At 63.2% G+C, this 25,504-nt stretch carries 23 protein-coding genes; 5 read left to right on the top strand and 18 right to left on the bottom strand.

Annotated features, from left to right (window positions below):
* Positions 1 to 104 precede the first annotated feature (104 nt).
* Positions 105 to 1,397: a flavodoxin-dependent (E)-4-hydroxy-3-methylbut-2-enyl-diphosphate synthase gene (ispG, locus tag V1273_RS02285; RefSeq protein WP_334408587.1), complete on the bottom strand. Its 1,293-nt coding sequence runs from the start codon at positions 1,395 to 1,397 to the stop codon at positions 105 to 107.
* A 268-nt stretch (positions 1,398 to 1,665) separates the two neighbouring features.
* Between ispG and V1273_RS02280 the strand changes: the two genes are divergently transcribed.
* Positions 1,666 to 2,541, top strand: a complete 876-nt coding sequence (locus tag V1273_RS02280) for a sulfurtransferase (RefSeq protein WP_334408586.1) — start codon at positions 1,666 to 1,668, stop codon at positions 2,539 to 2,541.
* Between the two features lie 154 nt (positions 2,542 to 2,695).
* Here V1273_RS02280 and V1273_RS02275 read toward each other — a convergent pair whose 3' ends face one another.
* On the bottom strand, positions 2,696 to 3,634 hold the full coding sequence (locus tag V1273_RS02275; protein WP_334408584.1) for a DMT family transporter: 939 nt from the start codon (positions 3,632 to 3,634) through the stop codon (positions 2,696 to 2,698).
* Between the two features lie 30 nt (positions 3,635 to 3,664).
* The gene (locus V1273_RS02270; protein WP_028347712.1) at positions 3,665 to 4,150 is read right to left on the bottom strand and encodes a Fur family transcriptional regulator; all 486 of its coding nucleotides are present in this window, start codon (positions 4,148 to 4,150) and stop codon (positions 3,665 to 3,667) included.
* 152 nt (positions 4,151 to 4,302) lie between these two features.
* On the opposite strand from V1273_RS02270, the gene V1273_RS02265 reads away from it, so the two are divergent.
* Genes V1273_RS02265 through V1273_RS02255 form a run of 3 tightly spaced genes read left to right on the top strand, consistent with a single transcriptional unit; the run spans position 4,303 to position 7,508 of the window.
* Positions 4,303 to 4,782, top strand: coding sequence for a MarR family winged helix-turn-helix transcriptional regulator (locus tag V1273_RS02265; protein WP_334366057.1), 480 nt, complete (start codon positions 4,303 to 4,305; stop codon positions 4,780 to 4,782).
* A complete protein-coding gene (locus V1273_RS02260; RefSeq protein WP_334366056.1) occupies positions 4,775 to 5,944 on the top strand; it encodes an HlyD family secretion protein in 1,170 nt (389 codons plus the stop codon). The genes V1273_RS02265 and V1273_RS02260 overlap by 8 nt, the downstream gene beginning before the upstream one ends.
* Before the next feature lie 4 nt (positions 5,945 to 5,948).
* On the top strand, positions 5,949 to 7,508 hold the full coding sequence (locus tag V1273_RS02255) for an MDR family MFS transporter (RefSeq protein ID WP_334366055.1): 1,560 nt from the start codon (positions 5,949 to 5,951) through the stop codon (positions 7,506 to 7,508).
* 3 nt (positions 7,509 to 7,511) lie between these two features.
* Here the strand turns inward: V1273_RS02255 and V1273_RS02250 are convergent, their stop codons facing one another.
* The 15 genes from V1273_RS02250 to pcaF all read right to left on the bottom strand — a co-directional run bounded on the left by V1273_RS02250 (position 7,512) and on the right by pcaF (position 22,516).
* The gene (locus V1273_RS02250; RefSeq protein WP_334366054.1) at positions 7,512 to 7,979 is read right to left on the bottom strand and encodes a GyrI-like domain-containing protein; all 468 of its coding nucleotides are present in this window, start codon (positions 7,977 to 7,979) and stop codon (positions 7,512 to 7,514) included.
* Positions 7,980 to 8,035: 56 nt separating this feature from the next.
* Positions 8,036 to 8,518, bottom strand: a complete 483-nt coding sequence (locus V1273_RS02245) for an SRPBCC domain-containing protein (protein WP_334366053.1) — start codon at positions 8,516 to 8,518, stop codon at positions 8,036 to 8,038.
* 11 nt (positions 8,519 to 8,529) lie between these two features.
* The gene (locus tag V1273_RS02240; RefSeq protein WP_334408583.1) at positions 8,530 to 8,853 is read right to left on the bottom strand and encodes an ArsR/SmtB family transcription factor; all 324 of its coding nucleotides are present in this window, start codon (positions 8,851 to 8,853) and stop codon (positions 8,530 to 8,532) included.
* 145 nt (positions 8,854 to 8,998) lie between these two features.
* Positions 8,999 to 11,236: a cation:proton antiporter domain-containing protein gene (locus tag V1273_RS02235; RefSeq protein ID WP_334408582.1), complete on the bottom strand. Its 2,238-nt coding sequence runs from the start codon at positions 11,234 to 11,236 to the stop codon at positions 8,999 to 9,001.
* 104 nt (positions 11,237 to 11,340) lie between these two features.
* Complete coding sequence (locus V1273_RS02230; protein ID WP_334408580.1) at positions 11,341 to 13,212, bottom strand: bifunctional sugar phosphate isomerase/epimerase/4-hydroxyphenylpyruvate dioxygenase family protein; 1,872 nt, start codon at positions 13,210 to 13,212, stop codon at positions 11,341 to 11,343.
* Positions 13,209 to 13,949 carry an ABC transporter ATP-binding protein gene (locus V1273_RS02225; protein WP_334408578.1) on the bottom strand — a complete coding sequence of 247 codons (741 nt, stop codon included), beginning with the start codon at positions 13,947 to 13,949 and terminating at the stop codon, positions 13,209 to 13,211. The genes V1273_RS02230 and V1273_RS02225 overlap by 4 nt, the downstream gene beginning before the upstream one ends.
* A gap of 12 nt (positions 13,950 to 13,961) precedes the next feature.
* Positions 13,962 to 14,705 (bottom strand): ABC transporter ATP-binding protein, encoded by a 744-nt coding sequence (locus V1273_RS02220; RefSeq protein WP_334408576.1) that lies wholly within the window; start codon positions 14,703 to 14,705, stop codon positions 13,962 to 13,964.
* Positions 14,702 to 15,700, bottom strand: a complete 999-nt coding sequence (locus V1273_RS02215) for a branched-chain amino acid ABC transporter permease (protein WP_334408575.1) — start codon at positions 15,698 to 15,700, stop codon at positions 14,702 to 14,704. The genes V1273_RS02220 and V1273_RS02215 overlap by 4 nt, the downstream gene beginning before the upstream one ends.
* Positions 15,697 to 16,572, bottom strand: coding sequence for a branched-chain amino acid ABC transporter permease (locus V1273_RS02210; RefSeq protein WP_334366047.1), 876 nt, complete (start codon positions 16,570 to 16,572; stop codon positions 15,697 to 15,699). The genes V1273_RS02215 and V1273_RS02210 overlap by 4 nt, the downstream gene beginning before the upstream one ends.
* A 100-nt stretch (positions 16,573 to 16,672) precedes the next feature.
* Positions 16,673 to 17,809 carry an ABC transporter substrate-binding protein gene (locus V1273_RS02205; RefSeq protein WP_334366046.1) on the bottom strand — a complete coding sequence of 379 codons (1,137 nt, stop codon included), beginning with the start codon at positions 17,807 to 17,809 and terminating at the stop codon, positions 16,673 to 16,675.
* Positions 17,810 to 17,861: 52 nt separating this feature from the next.
* Positions 17,862 to 18,752, bottom strand: a complete 891-nt coding sequence (locus V1273_RS02200) for a shikimate dehydrogenase (protein ID WP_334408574.1) — start codon at positions 18,750 to 18,752, stop codon at positions 17,862 to 17,864.
* 129 nt (positions 18,753 to 18,881) lie between these two features.
* Positions 18,882 to 19,820 (bottom strand): LysR family transcriptional regulator, encoded by a 939-nt coding sequence (locus V1273_RS02195; RefSeq protein ID WP_334408573.1) that lies wholly within the window; start codon positions 19,818 to 19,820, stop codon positions 18,882 to 18,884.
* Between the two features lie 45 nt (positions 19,821 to 19,865).
* Positions 19,866 to 20,471 carry a protocatechuate 3,4-dioxygenase subunit alpha gene (gene pcaG / locus V1273_RS02190; RefSeq protein WP_334366043.1) on the bottom strand — a complete coding sequence of 202 codons (606 nt, stop codon included), beginning with the start codon at positions 20,469 to 20,471 and terminating at the stop codon, positions 19,866 to 19,868.
* The gene (gene pcaH / locus V1273_RS02185) at positions 20,472 to 21,173 is read right to left on the bottom strand and encodes a protocatechuate 3,4-dioxygenase subunit beta (protein ID WP_213289532.1); all 702 of its coding nucleotides are present in this window, start codon (positions 21,171 to 21,173) and stop codon (positions 20,472 to 20,474) included.
* Positions 21,174 to 21,307: 134 nt separating this feature from the next.
* Entirely contained in the window at positions 21,308 to 22,516 is a 1,209-nt protein-coding gene (pcaF, locus tag V1273_RS02180) for a 3-oxoadipyl-CoA thiolase (RefSeq protein ID WP_334408572.1), read from the bottom strand.
* Between the two features lie 232 nt (positions 22,517 to 22,748).
* Here pcaF and mutS point away from each other — a divergent pair, with 232 nt between their 5' ends.
* Positions 22,749 to 25,475 (top strand): DNA mismatch repair protein MutS, encoded by a 2,727-nt coding sequence (gene mutS, locus V1273_RS02175; RefSeq protein WP_334408571.1) that lies wholly within the window; start codon positions 22,749 to 22,751, stop codon positions 25,473 to 25,475.
* Positions 25,476 to 25,504 lie beyond the last annotated feature (29 nt).

The raw sequence follows: 25,504 nt of genomic DNA, 5'->3' as shown, positions 1-25,504 counted from the left end.
GGCCCATACGCCGCGGCCGGCGGAATGGTACGCGGGGCGACGGCTGCGTTTCAACAATGCAGGCTGGTGGTTATGGGTCCCTGCGTTCGCAGGGACGACAAAGCTTACTCCGCCGCGGTCACCGCGTTCTCGGGCGTCTTTTTGCCCTTGCCGTAGCGCTGATCGATGTAATCGATCACCAGCGCCTTGAAATCGGCGGCAATGGTCGGCCCGCGCAGGGTGCGGAACTTCTTGCCGTCGACGAACACGGGCGCGGCCGGCGCTTCGCCGGTGCCGGGCAGGGAGATGCCGATATTGGCGTGCTTGGATTCGCCCGGGCCGTTGACGATGCAGCCCATCACCGCGACGTTAAGCTGCTCGACGCCGGGATATTGCGTTTTCCAGGCCGGCATTTCTTCGCGGATGAAATCCTGTATCGAGCGCGCCAGCTCCTGGAATGTCGTCGAGGTGGTGCGGCCGCAGCCCGGGCATGCCGCGACCAGCGGCACAAAGGTGCGGAAGCCCATGGTCTGCAGCAATTCCTGCGCGACCTGAACTTCCAGCGTGCGGTCGCCGCCGGGCTCAGGCGTGAGCGAAATGCGGATGGTGTCGCCGATGCCGTCCTGCAGCAGAATGCCGAGCGCGGCGGATGAAGCCACGATGCCCTTCGATCCCATGCCGGCTTCGGTGAGGCCGAGGTGGATGGCATAATCCGAGCGGCGCGCCAGCTCCTGATAGACCGCAATCAGATCCTGCACGGCGGAAACTTTTGCCGACAAAATCATGCGGTTCTTGGGCATGCCGAGCTCTTGCGCGCGGGCGGCCGACAGCAGCGCCGACTGCACCATGGCCTCGCGCGTCACCGCGCGCGCATCGCGCGGGTTGGCCGAGGCCGTGTTCTCGTCCATCAGCTTGGTCAGCAGCTCCTGATCGAGCGAACCCCAATTGGCGCCGATGCGCACCGGCTTGTTGTTCTTGTTGGCGATCTCGATGATGTCGGCGAACTGCGTGTCGCGCTTGTTCTTGAAGCCGACATTGCCGGGATTGATGCGATACTTGTCGAGCGCTTCGGCACATGCCGGATATTCGGCGAGCAGCTTGTGGCCGATATAATGGAAATCACCGATCAGGGGCGTGGTGATGCCGCGCTTGCGCAGGCCATCGCGGATGTGCGGAACAGCGGCAGCAGCTTCCTCGCGGTCGACCGTGATGCGCACCATCTCCGATCCGGCGCGCGACAGCGCAGCGACCTGCGCGATTGTGCCTTCGACATCGGCGGTGTCGGTATTGGTCATCGACTGCACGACGATCGGCGCCCCTCCGCCGACGGCAACATTGCCGACCATGACCTGGGTGGTTTTGTGCCGGGCCTTCGGGCCGGCGACGTCGTCTTGTGGGATTATTTCGGGCTTGTTCATGGGGCCTCGAATATCAGGTTTTGGTGACATGTACCAAGGGGGCGGCGAAGGCAGTGTGCGCCTTGTCACATAGCGGATTTTTATCTTGTGTGTTCAACAGCTTAGGCCAGCCGCAGCGGCCGAAAGCAGGGCAAAAGACCTCAGTCTTCGTTAACCGCTATATTGGACAGGAATCGCCGAATTGAAAGGGCGAGCATGCGTCTGGCGGCCTTTTCATGGCCCGATGCGAGCCCTAGCATTGCCGAAACATAAATAATGGGAGGCGGGTATGCCGGCGCGAAACGAGCTGATCACGACGGCGGAACTCACTGACCTTCTCAGTCAGCCCGATCTGCGCCTGTTCGATTGCACCACCTACCTCGAACCCGCCCCTGAAGGCTCCAGCCTACCCTATCTCACCGTGCCGGGCCGGCACAGCTTCGAGGCCGGACATATTCCGGGCGCGGACTTTCTCGATCTGCAGGGCGAGTTCTCCGATCCCGATACCGAACTTCGCTTCATGATGCCGGATGTGGCGCGGCTCGAACGGGCGTTCGGCCGCCATGGCGTTTCAAATCAAAGCCGGGTCGTGCTGTACAGCATCGGCACGCCTATGTGGGCAACGCGGTTCTGGTGGATGCTCAGATCGCTCGGCTTCGAGAACGTCGCGGTGCTCGATGGCGGTCTCGACAAATGGAAGTTCGAGGGACGCCCGCTCGAAACCGGGCCGGCGAAGGGATACGAGCCGGCAACATTCACGGCCAATCCGAGGCCAGGTTTCTTCGTCGACAAGCACGAAACGCTTGCCGCCACGTCCGAGCGAGGCACCGTCATCGTCAACGCGCTCGGCCCGCAATTTCACAAAGGCCTCGAGCCCAGCCGCTATGGCCGGCCCGGCCGCGTTCCCGGCAGTTGCAACGTATCGGCGGCCACACTGCTCGACCCGAAAACCACGGCGTTCGTCCCGCTTGGCGAGGCGGAAGCAAAATTCAAGGCGCAGGGCATCACCAAGGACAAGCGGGTCGTCGCCTATTGCGGCGGCGGCATTTCGGCGACGGTCGACCTGTTCCTGCTCTACCAGCTCGGTTACGACAACCTCACGCTTTACGATGGCTCGATGGGCGAATGGGCCAAGGATGCGTCGCTGCCGATCGAGACGGGGTAGAACATAGACCCGCACTCCTTCCACGTCATTGCGAGGAGCGGCAGCGACGAAGCAATCCATCTTTCAGCGCGCGCGGAAGGATGGATTGCTTCGCTTCGCTCGCAATGACGGTGAAGGGCTTGTGCTTTGCGTACCTGTGGAATGACGGAAAGAATCACGCCGGCACGTTCGGATCCGGCACCACCTTCGGATCCGGCTTGTTGACGAGATAGAGCCCGGCGATGACAAGCAGCGCTGCAACGCCGAAGGCAATGGTCAGCGTGTCGTGCAGGATGAAATAGGCGGCGACGACGCCGAACAATGGCGTGACGAAGGTGAACGACGATAGTTTGCTGGCTGAATAGGTCTTCACCAGCGCGAACCACAGCACGAAGGTGCAGCCCACCACCCAGATCGCCTGATAAGCCAACAGCGAGATCGACAGCGCGCTCGGCATGTGGGTGATCTTCTCGCCGAACAGCAGGGATGCGCAGCCCAGGATCGGGATCGATACGGCCACCTGATATCCGAGCGCCTTTTCCGGAGCTGCGTTGCGAAGCCGCGTGCCCTTGGCGATCAGGGTGGTCGCGCCCCACAGCGCGCCGCCGCCGACCACCAGCAGGTCGCCCAGCAACACTTTTGCGTCGACATTTGCCTGCGGCACGCCGATCGCCAGCGCGACACCGGCAAAGCTGAGACCCAGCCCGCCCCATTGCATCATGCTCAGCCGCTCGCCGAGAAACTGGTAGGAGCCGAGCGCGACGAAGAACGGTGCGGTGTACAGGAACACGGCGGCGCGCGACGCCGATGTGAACACCAGCCCGCTGAAGATCAGCACGAATTCGATACCGAACAACGTGCCCGCCAGCAGGCCGGGGCCGAGCGAGCCGTCACGCTCGAAGAATTTTACGCCGCGCAGCCAACCGGCCAGCAGCATCACCGGCAACGCGCCGGCCGAGCGGATCAAGGCCTGCAGCATCGGCGGCACATCGGGCAGCGTTAGCTTCACCGCAATCTGATTGAAACCCCAGCTCAGGCACAACATCAGCATCAAGGCGATGGCGCCCGGGGTGAGCGCACGCCCGGCGGAAGGTTCTACTGGCTTGGATGACATCTATCCTCGTGGCCGGCTTGGCGCCGCTTCTTATTTTTGGCAATGCGCGCAGATGCCGGCGATCTCGACGACGGAGAGCTTTGGCGCAAATCCGGAGGCCCGCGCCGCCGCATTGAGGCTTTGCGCCACAGGGGCTGCGGGGATTTCGCCGACCGAGCCGCAGAGCTCGCAGATCAAAAACGCCACCATCGAGGTCTCGTCATGATCATGCGCGCAGGCAAGGAACGCATTGCGGCTCTCGATGCGGTGGACCAGGCCGTTTTCCATCAGGAAATCGAGCGCGCGGTAGACCGTGATCGGCGCCGGCCGCGGCATCGATTTGGCGAGCTCGTCGATCACCTCATAGGCCCCGAGCGGGCGGTGGCTCGACAGTAGCGCCTGCAGCACCTGACGCCGGATCGGGGTAAATTTTTGCGCCCGCCGCGCGCAAACCTGTTCGGCATGCGCGATCGCTTCCGCAGTGCAGCGGCCGTGATCGTGGCCGGGCGCAGGAAATGTCGGCTTTGTCAGGCTCATGTCAGACCTTGTATCAGTTTGAGGGCCAATCCTAAAGCCCGCGCACGCATTGGCTCCCAGCCATGTGCTGGAAGCGGATCAGGCCATTATTAACTCGCCGTGCAGAATTCATAAGCAAGCTTATTGTATTGCAGGCTTATGGAGGCTTGGGCATGCGCGGTTCCGTGGACATGAACTTCCTGTTTACGCTTGGCGAGGTGCAACGGATGGTGCGCGCCTATGCCGACCGGCAGGCCGCGCGCTACGGCATCACCCGTGCGCAATGGGCGGTGCTGGCCAAGGTCGAGCGCACCGAGGGCCTCAAGCAGTCGGAACTTGCCGAACTGATGGAAATGCAGCCGATCACGCTGACGCGGCTGATCGACAAGCTCTGCGACAATGGCTGGATCGAACGCCGCGGCGACGAGAATGACCGGCGCGTCAACCGCCTGTATCTGCGCAAGGCCGCGCGGCCGCTGCTCGGCAAGCTCGCCGGGCTTCGCTCCGAACTGACGGCGACCGCGCTCGACGGCATCAATCCCACTGATGCCCACCGCCTGCTCGACCAACTCGATCTGATCAAGGAAAACGTTCGCAACGCGATCCAGAATCCGGCCGGCGAACCTCCCAGAAAGGAGCAGCGCTATGGCTGATCCCGTCCTCAAATTCCCGCCCGAGCAGAAGGGCGCCCCCGGGGCGCCGTCACGGCCGAAACTCGCGGCCGAGCCGCGCCGCCGGCTGATGGCCGGCATGCGGCGCTACCGACGCTTCCTGCTGTTGGTGGTGTTGCCGTTGGTTGCGCTGGTCGCCGGCGTGACGTTCTATCTCAACGGTGGCCGCTACGTGACCACCGACGACGCCTATGTCGGCGCGCAGAAGGTTTTGATCACGCCCGACATCTCCGGCAAGATCGAGAAGGTCGTGGTGAAGGAAGGCCAGCAGGTCAATCCAGGCGACATCCTGTTTGAGATCGATCCGGTGCCATTCCGCCTCGCCGTGGCGCAGGCCAAGGCCAACCTCGCGCAAGCCAAGGTCACCTATGACAATCTGATCGCCGACCTGAAAATCTATGGCCAGATGAGCGAACTCTCGCAGCAGGGCATGGACCTGAAGCGGCGTGACGTGGAGCGCAAGTCTTCGCTGGTGAAGAACAATTTCGGCTCGCAGCTTGACCTCGATAACGCGTCGACCGCCCTCGTCACCGCGAGCGCGCAGTATCAGTTGCTGCAGCAGAAGATTGCGACCGCAAAGGCCCAACTGCTCGGCAATCCCGATCTACCGCTCGAGGAATTCCCGCCCTATGCCCAGGCCAAGGCGGCGCTCGACCAGGCCCAGCGCAATCTCGACCACACCGTGATGCGCGCGCCGATGGCCGGCATCGCCACGCAGGTCGAGCAGATCCAGCTCGGCCGCTTCGTCACGGCTGGTACGCCGGTGTTCAGTATCATCGACACCTCGAACCCGTGGGTCGACGCCAACCCGAAGGAATCAGATTTCACCTATGTCGCGGTCGGCCAGTCCGTGACGCTCGAGGTCGATGCGTTCCCCAATCACCCCTTCAAGGGTACGGTCGGCTCGCTCTCGCCCGGCACCGGTGCCCAGTTTGCGATCCTGCCGCCGCAGAACGCGTCGGGCAATTTCGTCAAGGTGGTGCAGCGCGTGCCGGTGCGGATCTATTTCGACAAGAACGACAAATTCGTCCGCAAGCTGAAGGCCGGCATGAGCGTCTACGCCACCATCGACACCAACCATCGGCGCTCGCTCTCAGCCCTGCTCGGCCTTTCGCCGGCGACGGCGAACCAGGACCACGATTAGCGCCATGGCGACGCCGGGCCAGCCATCGGCATCCGTTCCGGGCCTGCGCCGGAACATGGTGACGATCTGCGCCATGACGGCGACGATCATGCAGGCACTGGACACGACGATCGCCAACGTCGCGCTGCCCTACATGCAGGGCACGCTGTCCGCGTCGCAGGACCAGATCAACTGGGTGCTGACGTCCTATATCGTCGCTGCCGCGATCATGACCGCGCCGGTCGGGTGGATCGCCAACCGCTTCGGCAGCAAGCGCATCTTCATCATCTGTTCGGCCGGCTTCACCATCGCCTCGGTGTTATGCGGATTGGCGCAGGACATCGGCCAGATGGTGGTGTTTCGTCTGTTGCAAGGCGTGTTCGGCGCGGCGCTGGTGCCACTGTCGCAGGCCGTGATGCTCGATTCCTACGCACTGCACGAACGCGCGAAGGCGATGGCGATCTGGGGCATGGGGGTGATGATGGGGCCGATCATGGGCCCGTCGCTCGGCGCCTGGCTGACGGAAACCTATTCCTGGCACTGGGTGTTCTTCGTTAACCTGCCGTTCGGCATTATCACCGTGCTTGGCCTCGTCATCTTCATGGACGAGACCAAGAAGGACCTCGAGCTGCGGTTTGACTGGTTCGGCTTCACCGCGCTCGCAATCGCGATCGGCGCGCTGCAGCTCGCGCTCGACCGCGGCGAGCAGCTCGGCTGGCTGGAATCCAACGAGATCATCGCCGAGTTCATTATATCAGCCGTCGGCTTCTATTATTTCCTGGCGCATTCGCTAACGACGCAACATCCGTTTATCCAGTTCGCACTGTTCAAGGACAAGAATTTCGTCGGCGGCTGCGTGTTCATGGCCGTGATGGGGCTGGTGCTGTTCTCGACCATGGCGCTGTCATCACCGTTCCTGCAAAACGTGATCGGCTATCCGATCATTACCGCGGGCCTTCTGCTGGCAAGCCGCGGCTGCGGCACGTTCGTGGCTATGATGCTGGTCGGCCGCATGATGCGCCATATCGAAGCGCGGACGCTGATCGTCTCGGGGCTCGGCATCACCTGCCTGTCGCTGTTCTACATGACTGCCTGGACCGACCAGACCGGCGTGACCGAGATCGTGATCATCAGCGTGGTCCAGGGCTTTGGCTTCGGGTTGGTATTCGTGCCGCTCTCCACGGTGGCGTTCCTGACGCTACCCAATCATCTGCGCACCGACGGCACCTCGATGCTGACCTTGATGCGCAATGTCGCCAGCTCGATCGGGATATCGCTCGTGATCTCGCAACTGACGCAAGGCACGCGCTACACCTACGCGGTCCTGTCGGAGCATATCAACCCCTTCAATCACGCCCTGCAGATGCCCGCCGTGAGCGGCATGATCGATCTCGCCACCGACAAGGGCCGCGCCATGGCGGAGATGATGGTGAAAATACAGGCGCAGATCATCGCGTTCTCGTACGACTACCAGCTCGTGATGATCTTCACCGCCTGCGCCATCCCGCTCGCCATCATGATCGGCTCGTCCAAGGCAACCCTGCGCCAACAATCGACCGCGCCGGATCATGCGGTGATGGAGTAGGACCTAGGACGCCAGCAATTCCTTGCTGAGCACCGTCCGCCACGCAGAGGGATCAGCGCTCATGTCCGGACCAACCGCATAGGACTCATAAAGGCCGTCTGCAGTCTTGTGTCCTGCGGCCTTGATGGCGCCGAGGAATTCGCCCCAGGCGCTGCCGAGGCCTTCATAGCCGCCATGATAGGTGGTTTGGGCGATATTCATGGCGGGCCATTGCCCTGGCTTCATGCGATTGACCGGCGCCACGGGCGTGGCGACCGGAAGGCATATCTCGAAATCGAAGACTTCGCCGGGGTTGCGGATATGGTGTGTGAACCATGGCCCGATGACTGCGACGTTCTGTGCGGCGACGGCAGCCTTCAATTCGGCGAGCCCGGGTCCCATCACCTTGCGAACGTCCTCGCGCGGCACCTTGATCGGGATGGAGGCCGTGAGCTGCGGGGTGGTTTGAAGAATACGAAGTGGTTCGATCACGGCGTGTCCTCATTGAAATGTTGCTGGGATGAGCGTCGCTGCTGATGCGTCGGCAGCTAGGCGCGAGGGAGCGAATTGATGAAGCTCTCGAGCCGGACGTAGCTCGCTTCCATTCCCTGCTCCATGCCGCTCGACAGCATCATGGTCCGCGTCGCAGCATCTGGCAGCGTCATTCGCATGGTCATCAAGGTGCCGGCGCCGTCCGGCGCGAAGTTGGTTTCGACGTGATTGTCAGGTGTCGGGTCCGGCAGATGCATCCGTTCGACATGTACGAGGCGGCTAAACGGCACCACCTCGATAAATTCGCCGGTCAGGTGGAAGCCGCCGCCCTTGCCGTCACTCCATTCGTACCGGATCTTGCCGCCCGGGCGTGCCTCGTTGACGCAGACCGGCATCGTCCAGCCTTCCGGACCAAGCAGCCACTTCTGGATCAGCGCCGGCTCGGTGTGCGCGCGAAACACCGCCTCCGGCGTGGCGGTAAACCGCCTGGTAACCACGACGTGGGTGTCGCCTTCGGTCTTTAGCGTCAACTTACTCATGGGATTGCCTTTCACTCTTTGGTTTTCATTTCGGCCAGCACGTCGTCCAACCGGTTGTAGTTTGCCGCGAGCGTCTGCCGCAGCATCGCAAGCCATTGGTCGATCTCGGCGACCGCCGCAGGCGCCAGCCGGCATGGCCGTTTCGTGCCTTCGACGCGGCGCAGAATAAGGCCGGCGCCTTCGAGGACCTTGAGGTGGCGGGAGATGGCGGGCTGCGTCATCTCGAACGGCTCAGCCAATTCCATGACGGTGGCCTCGCCTAGCGCAAGGCGCGCCAGGATCGCCCGGCGGGTCGGGTCGGCCAGCGCGGAAAAGGCAGCATCAAGGTTCGCCATCGTGGATCTCAAGTCAGTTATATAACTGACCTATTATATAACTCTTCTGTTATGTCAATGATGAAATCTGGAAACCGGGCAGCCATGGGCTCACCGCCCGCGTTGGACACGCGGCCGGTTCTTGACCTTTGTTCCGGCCGGCTACTTAGGTTGATATCAGCAAGACCGAGGCGCTCGAGTTCTTCAGAACGGCAGATGCAACGCCTCCAAAGCTGAGAGTCTCGCCTTGTATGCGGTCGACTCCCAGGACAACCAGATCAGCGCCGCTGCTTTCGATTTCGCGAAGGATTGCGTGCTCGGGTGATACGCCGGCGCGGATCGCCGTCGTTGCCTCGATGCCATAATGTGCAGCAAGCGAACCGGCGGCTTTCAGGATCGCCTCCCGTTGCGGCAATGAAATATTGGCAGCGCCACGTCCTCCCCGATCCCTGGTCGTAGCGACATGGATGAACCGGACCGATGTCGAACCCGGACGGGCCAGCGCAATTGCCACTTCGGCACCCCGGCGCGAGATGCCGCTACCCGACACGGGGACCAGAATCCTGAATGAAGAGCTTGCCGCGGGCTGCTTGAGATGGCTGCCCCTCGCGGCGACGATGGCGAGCGGGCCATCGAAGCCTGATGTAGCGTTCTCGATTCTTTCATCAAACCCGTTCCTGGTCCCGATCACCTTTTCCATTCCGACAATCAGCAGATCGAACCCCTTCCGGGCCTCGTCGATGACGGCATCCGCCGGCCTTTTGCTCTTGGCGCGCGTCGTGACGTCGATCTCACGCGCGGCCTCGTCCGGGCCGGAATCGACGATGCTCCTTGCCGCGCTCCTCACCGCGCTTTCAGGGCTTTCTTCCTCGTCGCGCTTTCTTTCCTGACGCTTCGCACGGGCGCCGATATGCAGCACGGTGATCGGAATACCCCGCGCGCCCGCGAGGAGGCCGGCGAGATGGGATGCAAACTTCGCGTTGGCACTCTCGTCCACCGCGAGCAGCAAACGCTCCAGATTTGCGGTAAATCCTTTCTCTTCCAGTTCCTCTCGTTCAAGCCTCTCCTTCTCGTCCGCCTTCATGGGAAGCCGCGACAGCGCAGCGCGCAGCATCGGCGGCATGGCGATGGTGGTCAGGATCGCCATGGTGACGATCATAGAGAACAGGTTCTGGCTCAGCACGCCCATGGAAAGGCCGATGCTGGCGATGATGACCTCCGTCGACCCTCGCGCATTCATGCCGCTTGCCAGCGCAAAGCACTCGTAGCGGTTCATTCCGCTGAGACTGCCGCCGACGTAGGCGCCGCCGAATTTTCCAATGCTTGCAATCAGCACCAGCAGCGCCGTGAGCGATAGCAAATTCGGATCCTTCAGAACCGTCAGGTCCGCGTTCAATCCCGCCAGACCGAAGAATACCGGCATGAACAGGCTGGTGATCAGCCCGCGCAATCGCTCGTCGATCTGCCGGGTCAGGATCGGCGATTCGCCGACCAGCACGCCGGCGACAAACGCGCCGAGCACTGTGTGCACGCCGATCGCATGGGTGATCAGGGCCATGCCGCCCATCAGCAGGAGGATCACCGTGATCACGGCGGAGGCGCTGACCAGCGTATCGTTGGCCCAGCGAATCAACCGAAATGCCAGCCGCCGCCCGATCGTGAAACTGATGGCCAGGAAGATCAGCGTCCCCAGCACCGCCTGCCCCACCGAGACCAGGTCGAACGTGCCCTGCGCGGCAAGGCTGAAGATCACCGCAATGATGATCCAGCCGATCGTGTCATCGATGATCGCCGTCGCGATGATGATCTGGCCGACATTGCGGCGCATGAAATTCATCTCGCGAACGACGACGGCGACAATCTTCACCGAAGAAATCGATAGCGCCGTGCCCAGGAACACCGAGGCGACCAGGCGTGCCTCCGGATGCGGAAGCAGGCTATCGGGCAGGATTTGCCCGAGCAAAAAGCCGCACAGGAAGGGAACGACGATGCCGGCGATGGAAACGATGATCGCGGCCCTGCCGACTTTCCTGACCAGTTTCAGATCGGTTTCCATTCCCGTCAGCAGCAGCAACAACAGAATGCCGAACTGGGCGAGACCTTCGATCAGGGCCTTCTGCTCAGCGGAGGGCGGAAAAATCGCTGCGTGCGCCGAGGGCCAGACCCATCCGAACAGCGACGGGCCGAGCAGCAGCCCTGCGAGCAGTTCGCCGATCACCGACGGCTGGCCGATCCGCTGCATGATCTCGCCGAGCCCGCGGCCGATCGTGATCAACAGCACGATCTGAAGGATCAGGATGAATTCGGAGGGACGCGTGGCGTCTTCGGCCGCCTCGGCCAACGTGGCCGTCAGCACCACGACGGGAATAACCCACAATGCCAGCCGGGCCGACCCCCGCTTCATCGGTCATGATCCTCCGGAAGGCGTCGACAACCTTCCCAGAGGTGAACTTTCCGAAGCCGCGCGCGTTCCCGCGGGTTTCTTGTGGCCGCAGAATTCGCGGCCGCTCAAGCCCGTGGCATGGTGAACGGCCGGGATTCCCGGGTCTGGGCGGCGAGCCTGATCGCGGCGTTGGCAGCGCCGAAGCCATGATAGTCGCGCCGCTCGACGATCTCGAAGAAAAACCGCTCGTCGAAGGCATGGGTATAGGCCTGGAAGAATTCGCCCTCGCCTTCGCGATCGTAGAGAATCTGATTGTCGCGCAGCGCCGCCATCGTCGTGGCGTCGAGGCCGTATTTGGCCTCGATATCGTCGTAGTAATTGTCGGGAATCTTCAGGAAATCTGCACCCCGCGCGCGCATGTCGGCCACGGCTGCAAAGATATCGCGGCAGGAGAACGCGACGTGCTGGACGCCGGAGCCGAAGAATTCGTGGATGAAGCGGGCCGACAGCGTGCGTGTCGCCGATGAACCGTTCAGAACCACCCGCAGGTTTTCGTTGGCGTTGATCAGCGCCTGGCTCTGCACCAGGCCGACCGGATCGGCGATCTCGAACTGAGGCAGACGCTTCAGATCGAGAATGCCGGTATAGAATAATAGCCACGACAGCATCTCATCGTAGGGCATCGATTGCGAGATGTGGTCGACGGCGTCGAGACGATCGGTAGCCGCATCGCTGCGCAGCGGCTCGAAATCGAGCTCCCAGTTCTTGCCGGCTTGCTCCCGAAAATACAGCAGACTGCCGCCGACGCCGCGGATCGCCGGGATTTCAAGCTCGCCCGGCCCTACCGGCTGATAGAAGGTGCGCGCCTGCAGCGCTTCGGCGCGCGCCATGGTGCTGCCGGCGTCATCGACATCAACAGCGATAGCGCAGACCCCGGGACCGTGCGCGACAAAATGCGAATGCGCAAAGCTATCAGGCTCGCAATTGATCACGAGATCGATATGGCCCTGCGACCAACGCTCGACGTCCTTGCTGCGATGCGCTCCCGTCTTGCGAAAGCCGAGTTGGCCGAACAGCGCCGCGAGGTCGCTGGCTTTCTCTTCACTGACGGCGAATTCGATGAAGCCGACGCCGCGGCTGCGCGCCTTCGGCGGCAGTGGCTTTGCCGGAGCGCTCGAGGCGGCGCTACGGACGTCATCCTCGAGCAGGATCAGCGAGCGTAGCCCGTCGGTCGCGGTGCGCACCGCCGAGCCCGCGCGAAACTGGTCGTTGAATATTTCCAGCGACAGCGGGCCGGCATAGTCGGTAGCGAGCACGTCTTCCACGAAGCGCGCGACCGGCAGGTCACCCTGCCCCGGGAAGCAGCGGAAGTGCCGGCTCCAGGACAGTACGTCGAGGCCGAGTTTCGGCGCGTCGGCGAGCTGCACCAGAAAGATCTTGTCGGCCGGGATCGATTGAATCGGCAGCGTCGGGAACGACGGCGCCAGCGCATGAAAGCTATCGAGGATGATGCCGATCGATTTGTGGTCGGCGCGCCGCACGATCTCCCAGGCGTCACGATAATCGTTGACGTGAAGTCCCCAGGCGAGCGCCTCATAGCCGACGCGCAAGCCTCGCGCGGCGGCCCGTTCACCCAGTTCGCGAAAATCGGCCGCCGCGCGGTCGATGCCGCCGATCGAGGCCGGCGAGATGTTGCTGCAGATCAGCATCAAGTCGGTCTGCAATTCCTGCATCAAGTCGAACTTGCGCTCGGCGCGGGCGAAATTGCGCCCTCGCTGCGGCTCCGGCATGCCCTCGAAGTCGCGAAATGGCTGGAAGGCGCAGATCGACAGCCCGAGATCCCGGCACATCTGGCCGACGTCGCGCGGGCTGCCTGCGAACGACAAGAGGTCGTTCTCGAAGATCTCGACGGCGTCGAATCCGGATGCAGCGATCGCCCGCAGCTTTTCGTCGAGCGCGCCACTGAGCGAAACGGTAGCGATCGAGCGCTGGTTCATGCTGCAGTTTCCGTCATGGCGCCACCCAGGAACAATTGCCCGATGCGGGGATCGTTCAGCACCCGCTCCGCTTTGTCGACGAGCCGGGTCTGGCCGAGTTCGAGCACGATGCCGTAATCTGAAATCTCCAGCGCCGAGCGCGCATTCTGCTCGATCATCAGGATCGACACGCCGCGGTCGCGCAATTCCTTCAGCATGTTGAAGGTCTGCTGCACCATCAGCGGCGACAGCCCGATCGAGGGCTCGTCGATCAGCACCAGTTGCGGGTTGAGCAGCAGGCCGCGGACGATCTCGAGCTGCTTCTGCTCGCCGCCCGACAGCGTGGACGCCTGCTGCGCTGCCCTTCTGCGCAGCGCCGGAAACTTGTCGAGCGCCGCCTCGATTCGCGCGGGCAGATCGGTGATGTCCCGCCCGGCGACGACGGCGCCGAGCTGGATGTTGTCGCGCACCGACAATTCGGGGAAGATGTTGCGTCCCTGCGGCACATAGCAGATGCCTGACGTCAGCAATTCGCGTTGGCTCAGCCCGGTAACGTCCCGCCCTTTGAATACGATCCTGCCTTCACGCAGCTTCAACAGCCCGAAGATCGCCTTGAACACGGTGGATTTTCCAGCGCCATTCGGGCCGATTACGGTGGTGATGGAGCCCGCCGGCACCGAAAAACTGGTGCCGTTGAGAATCGTCATCTTGCCATAGCCGCCGATGAGGCCTTGAACATCCAGGATAGCATCGCTCATGGATCGATCCCTTTAGTGGCCGAGATAGGCTTCGATGACGGCGGGATTGGCGCGGACTTCGCCAGGCGTGCCCATCGCCAGCAGTCTGCCTTCCGCCATCACCATCACGCGCGTGCATAGCGACATCACGAATTCCATGTTGTGCTCGATCACGACGAAGGTGGCGCGCTTCTCGCGGTTGATCGCCGCCAGCCGTTCCTTGAGATCCCCGAGCATGGTGAGGTTGACGCCGCCGGCCGGTTCATCGAGCAGCACCAGCCGCGGGCCACCCATGAACGCCATCGCGGCGTCGAGCAGCTTTTGCTGGCCGTACGACAGCCCGCCTGCGGCTTCGGTGGCGAGATGGTCGAGCTTGAAGAAGCCGATGATCTGGTCGGCCGCCGCGCTCAGCCCGGCATCGGAGGGGCCGAACAGCCGCGACACCATGTTGCCCTGATGCTCCTGGCCGGCAAGGATCAGGTTTTCGCGCACCGAGAGTTTCGGGAATACCTGCAGAAGCTGGAAGGTGCGGCTGACGCCCAGACGATTCAGCTCGGACGGCCGCAATCCCGTGACGGTTTTGCCGTCGACCTTTACCTCGCCATCGGTCGGCGTGAGTTGCCCGAGGATGCAGTTGAACAGCGTGGACTTGCCGCAGCCGTTCGGGCCGATCAGCCCGAGGATCTCGCCCTCCTGCACGTCGAAGCTGACGCCGTCGACCGCCTTGATGCCCCCAAAACTCTTCTTGATGTTGCTGACTTCGAGGACTGCGGTCATGGTGCCGTCTCCAGCCGGGATTTAGCCACTGCCCGCAAGGCGGACGCCGCCTTGGTGCGACGCTCGGTCAGATAGCGGTCGAGGATGCCGAGAATGCCGGTCGGCGAGTAGATCAGAAGCAGCATCACGGCGACCGCATAGAGCATCAAATAGTAGCCTTGCGTGAAGCGCAGCCATTCCGGCAGCAGCACCGCAATCATTGCGCCGAGGAACGGCCCGAAGAAGAATCCGGAGCCGCCGACGATCACCATCATCAATAGATCGAGCGAGAGCGAGAGGTTGAACGGAACCGGATCGATATATTGCGTCAGCGGCGCATAAAGCGTGCCGGCGACGCCGCCAAGCGCCGACCCGATTGCGAACGCCATCAGCGTATAGCGGCGCGTGTCGATGCCGAGCGATAGCGCCCGCACCGGATTTTCGCGCAGCGCCACGAACGCGCGGCCCCAGGGCGAGCGGATCAGCCACCACATCGCCAGCGAGACGATGCCGAGCGAGCCGAGGCAGAAATAATAGAACGGCAGCGGCCGGTTGGTCGCGAAGCCAAGGACATTCGGCCGCGGAATATTGGAGATGCCGTAGATGCCCTTGGTGAGCCAGTCCTCGTTGCGGAACACCAGGAAGGCCAGCGTCGAGAACGCCAGCGTCACGAAGGCAAGGTAATGGTGCTGCACGCGCAGCGCCGGATAGCCCAGGATCCATCCGATCGCAAAACACAGCACGATCGCAACGCCGAGCGCCGCAATCAGCGGCATGCCCTGCGTGGTCATGATCGCTGCCGCGTAGGCGCCGATGCCGACGAAGGCGCCCTGCGCCAGCGAAACCTGGCCGGCATATCCCAGCGTCAGATTGAGCCCCATTGCGGCAATCGTCATCACCGTCCATTGGCTGAGGATATACAGGCCATAGCGGTTGAAATTCATCGGCACGATGATCAGCGCCGCGATGACGGCAACGCCGAGGGCAATACGCCAGTATTTTCCGATTGCGGTCATACCGTGCGCTCCTCGGGCCGGCCGAGCAGCCCCTGCGGACGAAACAGGATGATGACGATCAGCAGGATCAACGGCACCGCGGCACGGTACTGCGTCGATACATAGGCCGCCGCCAGATTGTCGACGACGCCGATCAACAGCCCACCGGCAATGGCGCCGCGCACCTGGTTGAAGCCGCCGACGATCGCCGCGATGAACGCCGCCTGCCCCAGCACTTCGCCGGAGGAGAATTTCGCCAGATAAATCGGGGTAATCAGCAGCGACGCCAAGGCCACCAGAAACGCGTTGATCAGGAACGTCAGCAGGATCATGCGTTCGACCGGCACGCCGATGATGCGGGCAACCGTCGGATTCTGTGCGGTCGCTTGCATCTGGTGACCGATCGACGTGCGGTTCAAAAGCGCAGTCAGGCCGATCACCACGGCGATCGCAAGTGCGAGCACGCCGAGGCTCTGCAACGAGACCACGCGGCCGAGGATCCAGACATCACCGACCGGCACGATAGAGGGGAACGGCGAGGCTTCCGCGCTGAAGAACTGCTTCACCGCCTCTTTCATGCCGATCGCGAGCGCCATGGTTGCGATCGCGAGTGGCAGCACGCCGTGCCGCAGCATCGGGTCGACCAGCAGCAGCTTAAAGCCGAGCCCCAACAGCAGCAGCGACAGCAGGATGCCAAGGATGATGGCGAGCCAGAACGGCGCGCCCGCATGCATTACCGCCAGCATCAGGAACGCCGGCAGCATCACGAATTCGCCTTGCGCGAAATTGATGGTTTGCGACGTCTGCCACAGCAGCGTGAAACCGACGGCGACAAGGGCATAGATCGCCCCGGTCGCTAGGCCTGCCACGAGCAGATCGAGCAGATTGGACATGCTTCTCCCTCACCCGTCAGACGCGGACGATATCAATGCTGTTTCGAAATTTCTGATCGCGGCGGTGACGCGCCCCTCCGCGCGCCACCGTCGCCGTAACTCAATTCAGCTTCGGCAGCACCTGCTTGACGACCTGCTTGCCCTCGACGATCTCGACCAGGAATCCCTGGCGATCGATGTCGCCTTTCTCATCGAAAGTCACATCCATCAGGATGCCGGGCTCGCTCGCGGCCTTGATGGTGAGGCCGTGAAGCGTATCGGCGAATTTTTTGGCGTCGACCTTGCCCATCTTCTCGGTGGTCGCCTTGACCATGTAGATCGCGAGATAGCCCTTGAGTCCGTTGTGATCGGGCACGTAGTTGTACTTCTTGACGAACTTTTCCCGGAAGGCCTTGACCAGATCGACGGGTGCGTCGGTGGTAAGCCCGACGTGGCCGCGCGCGCCGTTGGCCGCGTCTCCAGCCAGTTCGACGACCTTTTGACCAACCAGGGTAGTCTCGCCCACCAGCGGCGCAGCGACTGCCTGGCGCTTCAGCTCTTTCAGGATGCGCGCGCTTTCTTCCTCGTTGAGGTAGACGAAGACCGCATCGGGCGCCGCGGCCTTGATCTTGCTGACGTCGGCGGCGAAATCGGCCTGTCCCGCTTCGGTGGAAAGGTCTGCCGCGACCTTGATGTTGTATTTGGCGAATTCCTTAGTGATGACGTCGCGTCCGCCTTTGCCGAAGTCGTTGTTGACCCAGACGATCGCGACCGATTTGGCCTTCAGCTCATCGTTGATGTACTTCGCGACTTTTGGCATCGAGGATTGCTGGCCGAACGAGGTGCGGAACAGAAACTTGTTGCCGCCCTGTGTCAGTTCAGCCGCCTCGCCACCCATGATCTGGGTGATGCCGGCTTCCGCGGCGAGCGGCGAGGTAACCTTGACCGAGCCCGAGTAGCCGGGCCCGAGCAGGACGTAGGGCTCATTGTCGAGCGCCTTCTGCACCTGCGCGCGGGCAACGCCGGGATTCGATTGCGAATCCGCATGCGTGACTTCGAGCTTGCGGCCGAGCACGCCGCCCTTGGCGTTGATCTCCTCGATCGCGAGATCGATGCCGTTTTTCCAGTTGTTGCCAACGGTGGCGCCGCCGCCCGACAGTTCGGCGACATCGGCGAGCTTGATCGGTGCTCCCTGCGCAAATGCGGTTGCGGCCGATACGGTAGCGAGCAATAGCCCGGCAAAGATTCCAGATCTCATTTCCATCCCCTCTTGTTGTTTCAAAAAGACGGCCTTGTAAGCGGCCGTGCTGTTACGCTGCATTCACTTTAGCGTAGCGTTTGGCCATCACGGCGTCGAATGCATTTCCCATCTCGACGGCCGATGGCTTCAGTCCCGTGAACAGTTCGAAGGCGTCCGCCGCCTGGTAGATCGCGAGCTCGCGTCCGGTCATGACCTCGGCGCCCTTCGCTTTGGCGGCATTCAACAGCGGCGTCCAGAGCGGCGTGTAGACCGCGTCCGCCACCCAAATATCCCTGTGCAGCAGCGCATCCGGCACAGGCGTGCGACGGTTCGGCAGCATGCCGACCGGCGAGCCATTGACCACGCCGCTGACGCCGCGCATGGCTTCCTCGACGCTATCGGCAACCTTTGTGCTGCCACGGCTCTCGATCAGGCCGGCAAGTTGCGTTGCCTTGGCTGCATAAGTGTCGAAGATCCTGATTTCCGCCACGCCAATGCCGGCAAGCGCAAACGCGATCGCCTTGCCGACACCGCCCGCGCCGATCACCGCGACAATGCTCTGCGCGGGATCGCGGACGAGTTCGGTGATCGCCCGGGCAAATCCCGTTGTGTCGGTGTTGTGCCCGATCAGCCGGTGATCCCGGACCACGACGGTGTTGACGGCGCCGATCGCGCGCGCACCGGGCGACAATTCGTCGAGCAGGGAAACCACCGCTTCCTTGTACGGGAAGGTGACGTTGACGCCCGCAAAGCCGAGGCGCCGCACGCCGTCGAGCAGCAACCGCAATTCTTCGCGGCCTGCACCGGCAACTTCGATAAGCTGGTAGTGGCAATGAGCGCCGAGCGCTTCGGCGGCCCGCTCATGCATCGCCGGCGATGCTGAATGCGCAATCGGCGCGCCGATCAGGCCGGTGAGGAAACGGCGATCGGCCGGAGCAATCGGGCGGGCGGCAGGGCTCATGATCTCGTCGTCGGGCGCAAATGCGGGTAAGGGCCAGCGGACGGCTCGGGAACGTCCCGATCCGGCCGAACGATAGCGCTTTGCCTACCTAACACAATTACCCATTTATGCCGGATAGATAACATCATGTTATTTCTTGCGCGGCTTGGGATCGGGCTTTCGCAGCGCCGCCTTGCCCGGCCCCACCGCCCGCATTTCCGAGCGCAGGCAGTCGATAAAATGCTCGATGTGCAGCGACAGCGGAGCGCCACGCTTTACCGCGATGTAGGTGTCGAACCTGGTCGGCTCGACGATCTTCAATAGTTCGACGCCGGGATAGCCGCCATGCGCGACGGTAAACTGGTCGATCACGGCGATGCCGAGGCCGGCTTTCACCAGCGCGCACACCGTGGTGCCGAAGCGGGCGCGGATGGTGATGTCGTAGTCGAGTTTGTTGCGCGCAAATATCTCCGCCATGATCCGTCCATAGGGATCGTTGGGATCGATGCCGATCAGCGGATAGCGGATGATCTCTTTGGCCGAGACCTGCTTGCACCCGGCAAGCTCATGCCCCGCCGGCACGATGCAGAACAATTCTCCCGACGCCAGCGGCAGGAAATCCAGCCCGGGATGCTCGAGCCGGTAGCTCATGGCGACGCAATCGCCGCGGCCGAGCAACAGGTAGTCGACGGCTTCCTCGATTTTGAGGATGTTGATGTCGATCCGCAATTCGGGATAGCGGCGCCGCACCCGCTCGATCGCGCGCGGCACCATCACCTGCGAGATGCTCGGCACCGAGCCGATGCGCAGTTCGGACAGATCGCCGCGTCCGATCTTGGAGATGATCTCGGAGAGATCGTCCATCTTCTCGTAGACGCCGTTGATCTGCTCGAAGATGTTGCGGGCTTCCGCTGTCGGGAAATAGCGCCCGTTCTGACGCTGGAAGAAGCGGACGCCCAGCGACTTCTCGGTATATTTCACCAGCCGGCTGATGCCCGGCGCGGATACGTTCAGAAGTCTCGCAGCTCCGCCGATCGTGCCGGTCACCATCACGGCGCGGATCACCTCGACCTGGCGAAGCGTCATCATGTGCGAAGTCTTGCCTGTCGCGCCGCTCCTGCGATGCAGTCGCGGCTACACGTCGAAGAACACCGTCTCGTTATCGCCCTGCAGATGGATGTCGAAACGATAGATCGCATTGCCGCTGCCCGGTTGGCGCGTCGCGATCAGCGTGGAGCGGCGCTCGGCCGGGACCAGCGCCAGCACCGGATCGGCGGCATTGGCCGCCTCGCCGTCGAAATAAATTCGCGAGTAATTATGCAGGAGCATGCCACGTGCGAACACCGCAAGCACGATATGTGGCGCCTGCGGCTTGCCGTCGGGATCGGGCACCACGCCCGGCTTGATCGTGTCGAACGCATAGCCGCCTTTGGCATCGGTGCCGATGCGGCCGAATCCCTTGAATGACGTATTCGGCAATGCCCGCTTGTCCTGCGGATCGGAGAACCGGCCCTGCGCGTCCGCCTGCCAGATCTCCAGCATGCAGTCCGGCACCGGCACGCCGTCGCCGTCGAACACCGTGCCCTCGACGCGAATGCGCTCGCCCGAGGTGTCCGGCGTCACCAGATTGTTGTTGAACGCATCGTTCCAGTCGTATTTGCCATTCGGCGTCAGGCCATAGGCGAAATACGGACCGACGGTCTGCGACGGGGTAATGCCGTCCGGTTTGGTCTGAGGCACTTAACTGTTCTCCATCGGCGTGGCGTTGCGCCCGCGCAGCACAATGTTGAAGCGGTAGCACAGCGCCCAATCCGGCTTGGTGTTCTCCAGATCGAATGACGAGATCATCCGGTTGCGCGCCTTCTCGTCGGTGACCGAGTTGAAGATCGGATCGAACGGGAATAGCGGATCGCCGGGGAAATACATCTGCGTCACCAGGCGCGAGACGAAGGAGTGGCCGAACACCGAGAAGTGGATATGGGCTGGCCGCCAGGCGTTGTGGTGATTGCCCCAGGGATAGGCGCCGGGCTTGATGGTGACGAAGCGATAGTAGCCTTGCGCGTCCGTTTGCGCGCGGCCGGCGCCGGTGAAATTCGGATCGAGCGGCGCGGGATGCTGGTCGACGACGTGGACATAGCGGCCGCAGGAATTGGCCTGCCAGAGTTCGACCAGCGTGTTCGGCACGCCGCGGCCGTCTTCATCGAGCACATGGCCGTGCACGATGATGCGCTCGCCGATCGGTTCGCCCTTGCCGTGAACGGTGAGGTCATGATCGTTCGCGCGCACGGTCTCGTGGCCATAGACCGGCCCGGTCAATTCCGACAGCGTATGACGCATCGGAATCAGCGGCTTGGAGGGCGAACGCTTGACCGTGCTTTTGTAGGCGGGAGACAGCCGCGGCGGATGCGCCGCGAGACTTTGCACTGGATAGACCAATGTCATGACGAATTCCTCCCTCGCATCGCAGTCGCCGCGCAAAATGCTTTGCGATTTTGTCGCTGAGCCGCGCCGCCGGATCATTATATGACATAACTAATTTGGGAAAGGGCGATTTTTCACCCTCCCAAACCATTGTCTTAATTGACTTTTTCGATCGCGACCGCGACGCCCTGGCCGACGCCGACGCACATGGTTGCCAAGGCAAGCTTCCCGCCCCGCTTCTCCATGCCGTGCACCGCCGTCAGCGCCAGCCGCGCGCCGCTCATGCCGAGCGGATGGCCGAGCGCGATCGCGCCGCCATGCGGGTTGACGAAATCAGCGTCGTCCTTGACGCCCAGTTGGCGCAGGCAGGCTATGCCCTGGGAAGCGAAGGCTTCATTGAGCTCGATCAAATCGAAGTCAGAGATCTTGATGCCAAGCCGCTCCATCAGCTTCTTCGTCGCCGGCACCGGGCCGATGCCCATGATGCGCGGCGGCACCGCGGCCGAAGCAAGCCCGAGGATGCGCGCCCGCGGCGTCAGCCCGTGCTTCTTCACAGCTAGCTCAGAGGCAAGGATCATCGCCGCCGCGCCGTCATTGACGCCGGATGCATTGCCCGCCGTCACCGTGCCGGGATTGCGCACGATCGGCTTCAGTTTTGCCAATCCTTCGAGCGTGGTTTCGGGACGCGGATGCTCATCCTTGTCGACGGTGATGGGACCTGCCTTGCCGCCGGGCACCTGGATCGGCGTGATCTCCTCGGCGAAATAGCTTGAGGCGATCGCCGCGCCCGCGCGCTGCTGTGAGCGGATCGCCATCGCATCCTGGTCGGCGCGCGATACCTGGAATTCTTCGGCGACGTTCTCGCCGGTTTCCGGCATCGCATCGACGCCATACTGTGCCTTCAACAGGGGATTGATGAAGCGCCAGCCGATCGTGGTGTCGTAAATCTCGGCTGAGCGCGCAAACGCTTCCGGCGCCTTGCCCATCACGAACGGCGCCCGCGTCATCGATTCGACGCCGCCGGCAATCGCGAAATCGATTTCCCCGGCGCGGATCGCGCGGCCCCCGGCGCCCACCGCATCGAGACCCGACGCGCAGAGGCGGTTCAGCGTCTGACCGGGAACCGATTCCGGCATGCCCGCGAGCAACAGCGCCATCCGCGCGACGTTGCGGTTGTCCTCGCCGGCCTGGTTGGCGCAGCCGAAAAATACTTCGTCGACCTGCGACCAGTCGAGATCGGGATGCTTCGCCATCAGCGCCTTGATCGGGGCTGCGGCCAGATCGTCGGCACGCACCTTGGCGAGCGATCCGCCGAACCGGCCGATCGGGGTCCGGACGGCATCGCAAATGAATACATCACGCATAGAATCTCTCCCTGAATGCCGTGCTTTAGGCGTTGACCCAGATTTGATGGCGAGTTTTAGGAGCGCACCCGCGGCAGGTCAATTGAGGCATGGCTGCCCCGCGGCGCTTTCGCGGAGGGGCCGTCATGCTCCGGGCGTATAATCGGTCTGGCGGTCCCGGGCGTGGAAAACTCTGACAACGCAGGTAAGGGAATAGGACCGGGCGGCGAAATTCTGTAGTTTGCCGCCCGCAATGACGATCCAGCAATCCATCCCCCTGTCCCCGGAGCAAGCACCGGCATCAGAGGCGCCCGCGCGCGTCACGCCGATGATGGAACAGTACCTTGAGATCAAGGCCGCCCATCCCGGGCTCTTGCTGTTCTACCGGATGGGCGATTTCTACGAGCTGTTCTTCGAGGACGCCGAGATCGCCTCGAAGGCGCTCGGCATTGTGCTGACCAAGCGCGGCAAACATCAGGGCGCGGATATCCCGATGTGCGGTGTGCCGGTGGAACGCTCCGAGGATTATCTGCATCGCCTGATCAATGCCGGCCATCGCGTTGCCGTATGCGAGCAGACCGAGAATCCGGCCGCCGCGCGCGCCCGCGGCAACAAGAGCGTGGTGGCGCGCGGCGTGGTGCGGCTGGTGACGCCGGGCACGCTGACCGAAGACACCCTGCTCGATGCCCGCACCAACAATTATCTGCTGGCAATCGCGCGCGCCCGCGCCTCCTCCGGAGGCGACCGCATTGGCCTCGCCTGGATCGATATCTCGACCTCCGAGTTCATGGTCACGGAATGTTCGACCGCGGAACTGGCGGCGACGCTGGCGCGGATCAATCCGAACGAGGCCATCGTCACCGACGCGCTCTATGGCGATCCTGATTTAGGGCCGCTGCTGCGCGAACTGCCGTCAGTGACGCCCTTGACCCGCGACGTCTTCGACGGCGCCACCGCCGAGCGGCGCCTCTGTGACTATTTCGCAGTCGCGACCATGGATGGTCTTTCCGCGATGACGCAGTTGGAGGCGACCGCTGCGGCCGCCGCCGTCACCTATATCGACCGCACCCAGGTCGGCAAGCGTCCGCCGCTGTCGCCACCATCGCGAGAGGCTGCGGGCACGACGATGGCGATCGATCCCGCCACCCGCGCCAATCTCGAACTGACCCGGACGCTCGCTGGCGAGCGGCGCGGATCGCTGCTGGATGCGATTGACTGCACGGTTACCGCCGCAGGCTCCCGGCTACTGGCGCAACGGCTCGCCGCGCCTCTCACCGACAGCGCCGCGATTGCACGGCGGCTGGATGCGATCGCGACATTTGTTACCGATGGCGCCGCATGTGACGATATCAGGACCACGCTGCGCGCTGCACCCGACATGTCGCGTGCATTGGCGCGGCTGTCGGTCGGTCGCGGCGGCCCGCGCGACCTCGCCGCTTTGCGCGACGGCATTCTCGCGGCAGACCAGGCGCTGGCGCGCCTCGCGCAGCTCGAAGCCGCACCGGCTGAAATCATCGCCGTGATGGAGGCGCTGCGCCGCCCCTCGCGCGATCTCGCGCGCGAATTCGAACGCGCACTCGCCGAGCAACTGCCGCTGGTCAAGCGCGACGGCGGCTTCATCCGCGAGGGCTATGAGCCCGCGCTCGACGAGAGCCGAAACCTGCGCGATGCCTCCCGCCTCGTGGTCGCCGCGATGCAGGCGCGCTACGCAGACGATACCGGCATCAAGGCGCTCAAGATCCGGCACAACAACGTCCTCGGCTATTTCGTCGAGGTCACGGCGCAGCACGGCGACAGACTGATGGCGCCGCCGCTGAACGCGACCTTCATCCACCGCCAGACGCTCGCGGGGCAGGTTCGCTTCACCACGTCCGAGCTCGGCGAGATCGAGGCCAAGATCGCCAATGCCGGCGACCGCGCCCTCAATCTGGAGCTGGAAATTTTTGAGCGGCTTTGCGCCATGGCGCTGGCCGCCAGCGACGATCTGCGCGCCGCGGCGCATGCGTTCGCGCTGCTCGATGTCGCGACCGCGCTGGCGAAGCTTGCGACAGACGACAATTACGTGCGGCCAGAGGTCGACGGCTCGCTCGGCTTCGCCGTTGAGGGCGGCCGGCATCCGGTGGTCGAACAGGCGCTGAAGCGCGACGGCCAGCCGTTCATTGCCAATGCCTGCGACCTCTCGCCGGGGCCTGGCCAGAAGTCGGGTCAGATCTGGTTGATCACCGGCCCGAACATGGCCGGTAAGTCGACGTTCCTGCGCCAGAACGCCTTGATCGCGCTGATGGCGCAGATTGGCTCCTACGTGCCGGCATCGCGCGCCCGGATCGGCGTCGTCGACCGCCTGTTCTCACGCGTCGGCGCGGCCGACGATCTCGCGCGGGGACGATCGACCTTCATGGTCGAGATGGTCGAGACCGCCGTGATTTTGAACCAGGCCAGCGAGCGCTCGCTGGTGATCCTGGATGAAATCGGCCGCGGCACCGCCACCTTCGACGGCCTCTCGATCGCGTGGGCCGCGATCGAGCATCTGCACGAGGCCAATCGCTGCCGCGCGCTGTTCGCCACGCATTATCACGAATTGACCGCGCTCTCCGCCAAGCTGCCGCGGATGTTCAACGCCACCGTGCGGGTGAAGGAGTGGCAGGGCGATGTCGTATTCCTGCATGAGGTGCTGCCGGGCTCGGCCGATCGCTCCTACGGCATCCAGGTGGCGAAGCTCGCGGGCCTGCCTCCGGCCGTGATCGCGCGCGCCAAGTCGGTGCTGGCCAAGCTCGAGGCGCAGGACCGCGGCCAGACCGCCCGCGCCCTTGCCGACGACCTTCCGCTGTTCGCCGTCCCCTCCCGCGCCGCCGCCGAAGCCGTAGCCCCGAGCGAGGCGGAGCAACTGGTGGAAGCGGTGAAGGCCTTGCATCCCGATGAGATGTCGCCGCGCGAGGCGCTGGAGGCGCTGTATGCGCTGAAGGCGACGCTGCCGAAGTAGGCTAGCGCGGCTTCCAACAACCGGAGAAT

Origin of the sequence: Bradyrhizobium sp. AZCC 1721 (assembly GCF_036924715.1) — a bacterium.
Lineage (GTDB): Bacteria > Pseudomonadota > Alphaproteobacteria > Rhizobiales > Xanthobacteraceae > Bradyrhizobium.
This window is presented reverse-complemented; position numbering and strand designations above follow the sequence as displayed.

Bases quoted from the DNA above. Each gene is read 5' to 3' on its own strand.
- ispG (WP_334408587.1), bottom strand. From the start codon at position 1,397: ATGAACAAGCCCGAAATAATCCCACAAGACGACGTCGCCGGCCCGAAG.
- V1273_RS02280 (WP_334408586.1), top strand. From the start codon at position 1,666: ATGCCGGCGCGAAACGAGCTGATCACGACGGCGGAACTCACTGACCTT.
- V1273_RS02275 (WP_334408584.1), bottom strand. From the start codon at position 3,634: ATGTCATCCAAGCCAGTAGAACCTTCCGCCGGGCGTGCGCTCACCCCG.
- V1273_RS02270 (WP_028347712.1), bottom strand. From the start codon at position 4,150: ATGAGCCTGACAAAGCCGACATTTCCTGCGCCCGGCCACGATCACGGC.
- V1273_RS02265 (WP_334366057.1), top strand. From the start codon at position 4,303: ATGCGCGGTTCCGTGGACATGAACTTCCTGTTTACGCTTGGCGAGGTG.
- V1273_RS02260 (WP_334366056.1), top strand. From the start codon at position 4,775: ATGGCTGATCCCGTCCTCAAATTCCCGCCCGAGCAGAAGGGCGCCCCC.
- V1273_RS02255 (WP_334366055.1), top strand. From the start codon at position 5,949: ATGGCGACGCCGGGCCAGCCATCGGCATCCGTTCCGGGCCTGCGCCGG.
- V1273_RS02245 (WP_334366053.1), bottom strand. From the start codon at position 8,518: ATGAGTAAGTTGACGCTAAAGACCGAAGGCGACACCCACGTCGTGGTT.
- V1273_RS02240 (WP_334408583.1), bottom strand. From the start codon at position 8,853: ATGGCGAACCTTGATGCTGCCTTTTCCGCGCTGGCCGACCCGACCCGC.
- V1273_RS02235 (WP_334408582.1), bottom strand. From the start codon at position 11,236: ATGAAGCGGGGGTCGGCCCGGCTGGCATTGTGGGTTATTCCCGTCGTG.
- V1273_RS02230 (WP_334408580.1), bottom strand. From the start codon at position 13,212: ATGAACCAGCGCTCGATCGCTACCGTTTCGCTCAGTGGCGCGCTCGAC.
- V1273_RS02225 (WP_334408578.1), bottom strand. From the start codon at position 13,949: ATGAGCGATGCTATCCTGGATGTTCAAGGCCTCATCGGCGGCTATGGC.
- V1273_RS02220 (WP_334408576.1), bottom strand. From the start codon at position 14,705: ATGACCGCAGTCCTCGAAGTCAGCAACATCAAGAAGAGTTTTGGGGGC.
- V1273_RS02215 (WP_334408575.1), bottom strand. From the start codon at position 15,700: ATGACCGCAATCGGAAAATACTGGCGTATTGCCCTCGGCGTTGCCGTC.
- V1273_RS02210 (WP_334366047.1), bottom strand. From the start codon at position 16,572: ATGTCCAATCTGCTCGATCTGCTCGTGGCAGGCCTAGCGACCGGGGCG.
- V1273_RS02205 (WP_334366046.1), bottom strand. From the start codon at position 17,809: ATGAGATCTGGAATCTTTGCCGGGCTATTGCTCGCTACCGTATCGGCC.
- V1273_RS02200 (WP_334408574.1), bottom strand. From the start codon at position 18,752: ATGAGCCCTGCCGCCCGCCCGATTGCTCCGGCCGATCGCCGTTTCCTC.
- V1273_RS02195 (WP_334408573.1), bottom strand. From the start codon at position 19,820: ATGATGACGCTTCGCCAGGTCGAGGTGATCCGCGCCGTGATGGTGACC.
- pcaH (WP_213289532.1), bottom strand. From the start codon at position 21,173: ATGACATTGGTCTATCCAGTGCAAAGTCTCGCGGCGCATCCGCCGCGG.
- pcaF (WP_334408572.1), bottom strand. From the start codon at position 22,516: ATGCGTGATGTATTCATTTGCGATGCCGTCCGGACCCCGATCGGCCGG.
- mutS (WP_334408571.1), top strand. From the start codon at position 22,749: ATGACGATCCAGCAATCCATCCCCCTGTCCCCGGAGCAAGCACCGGCA.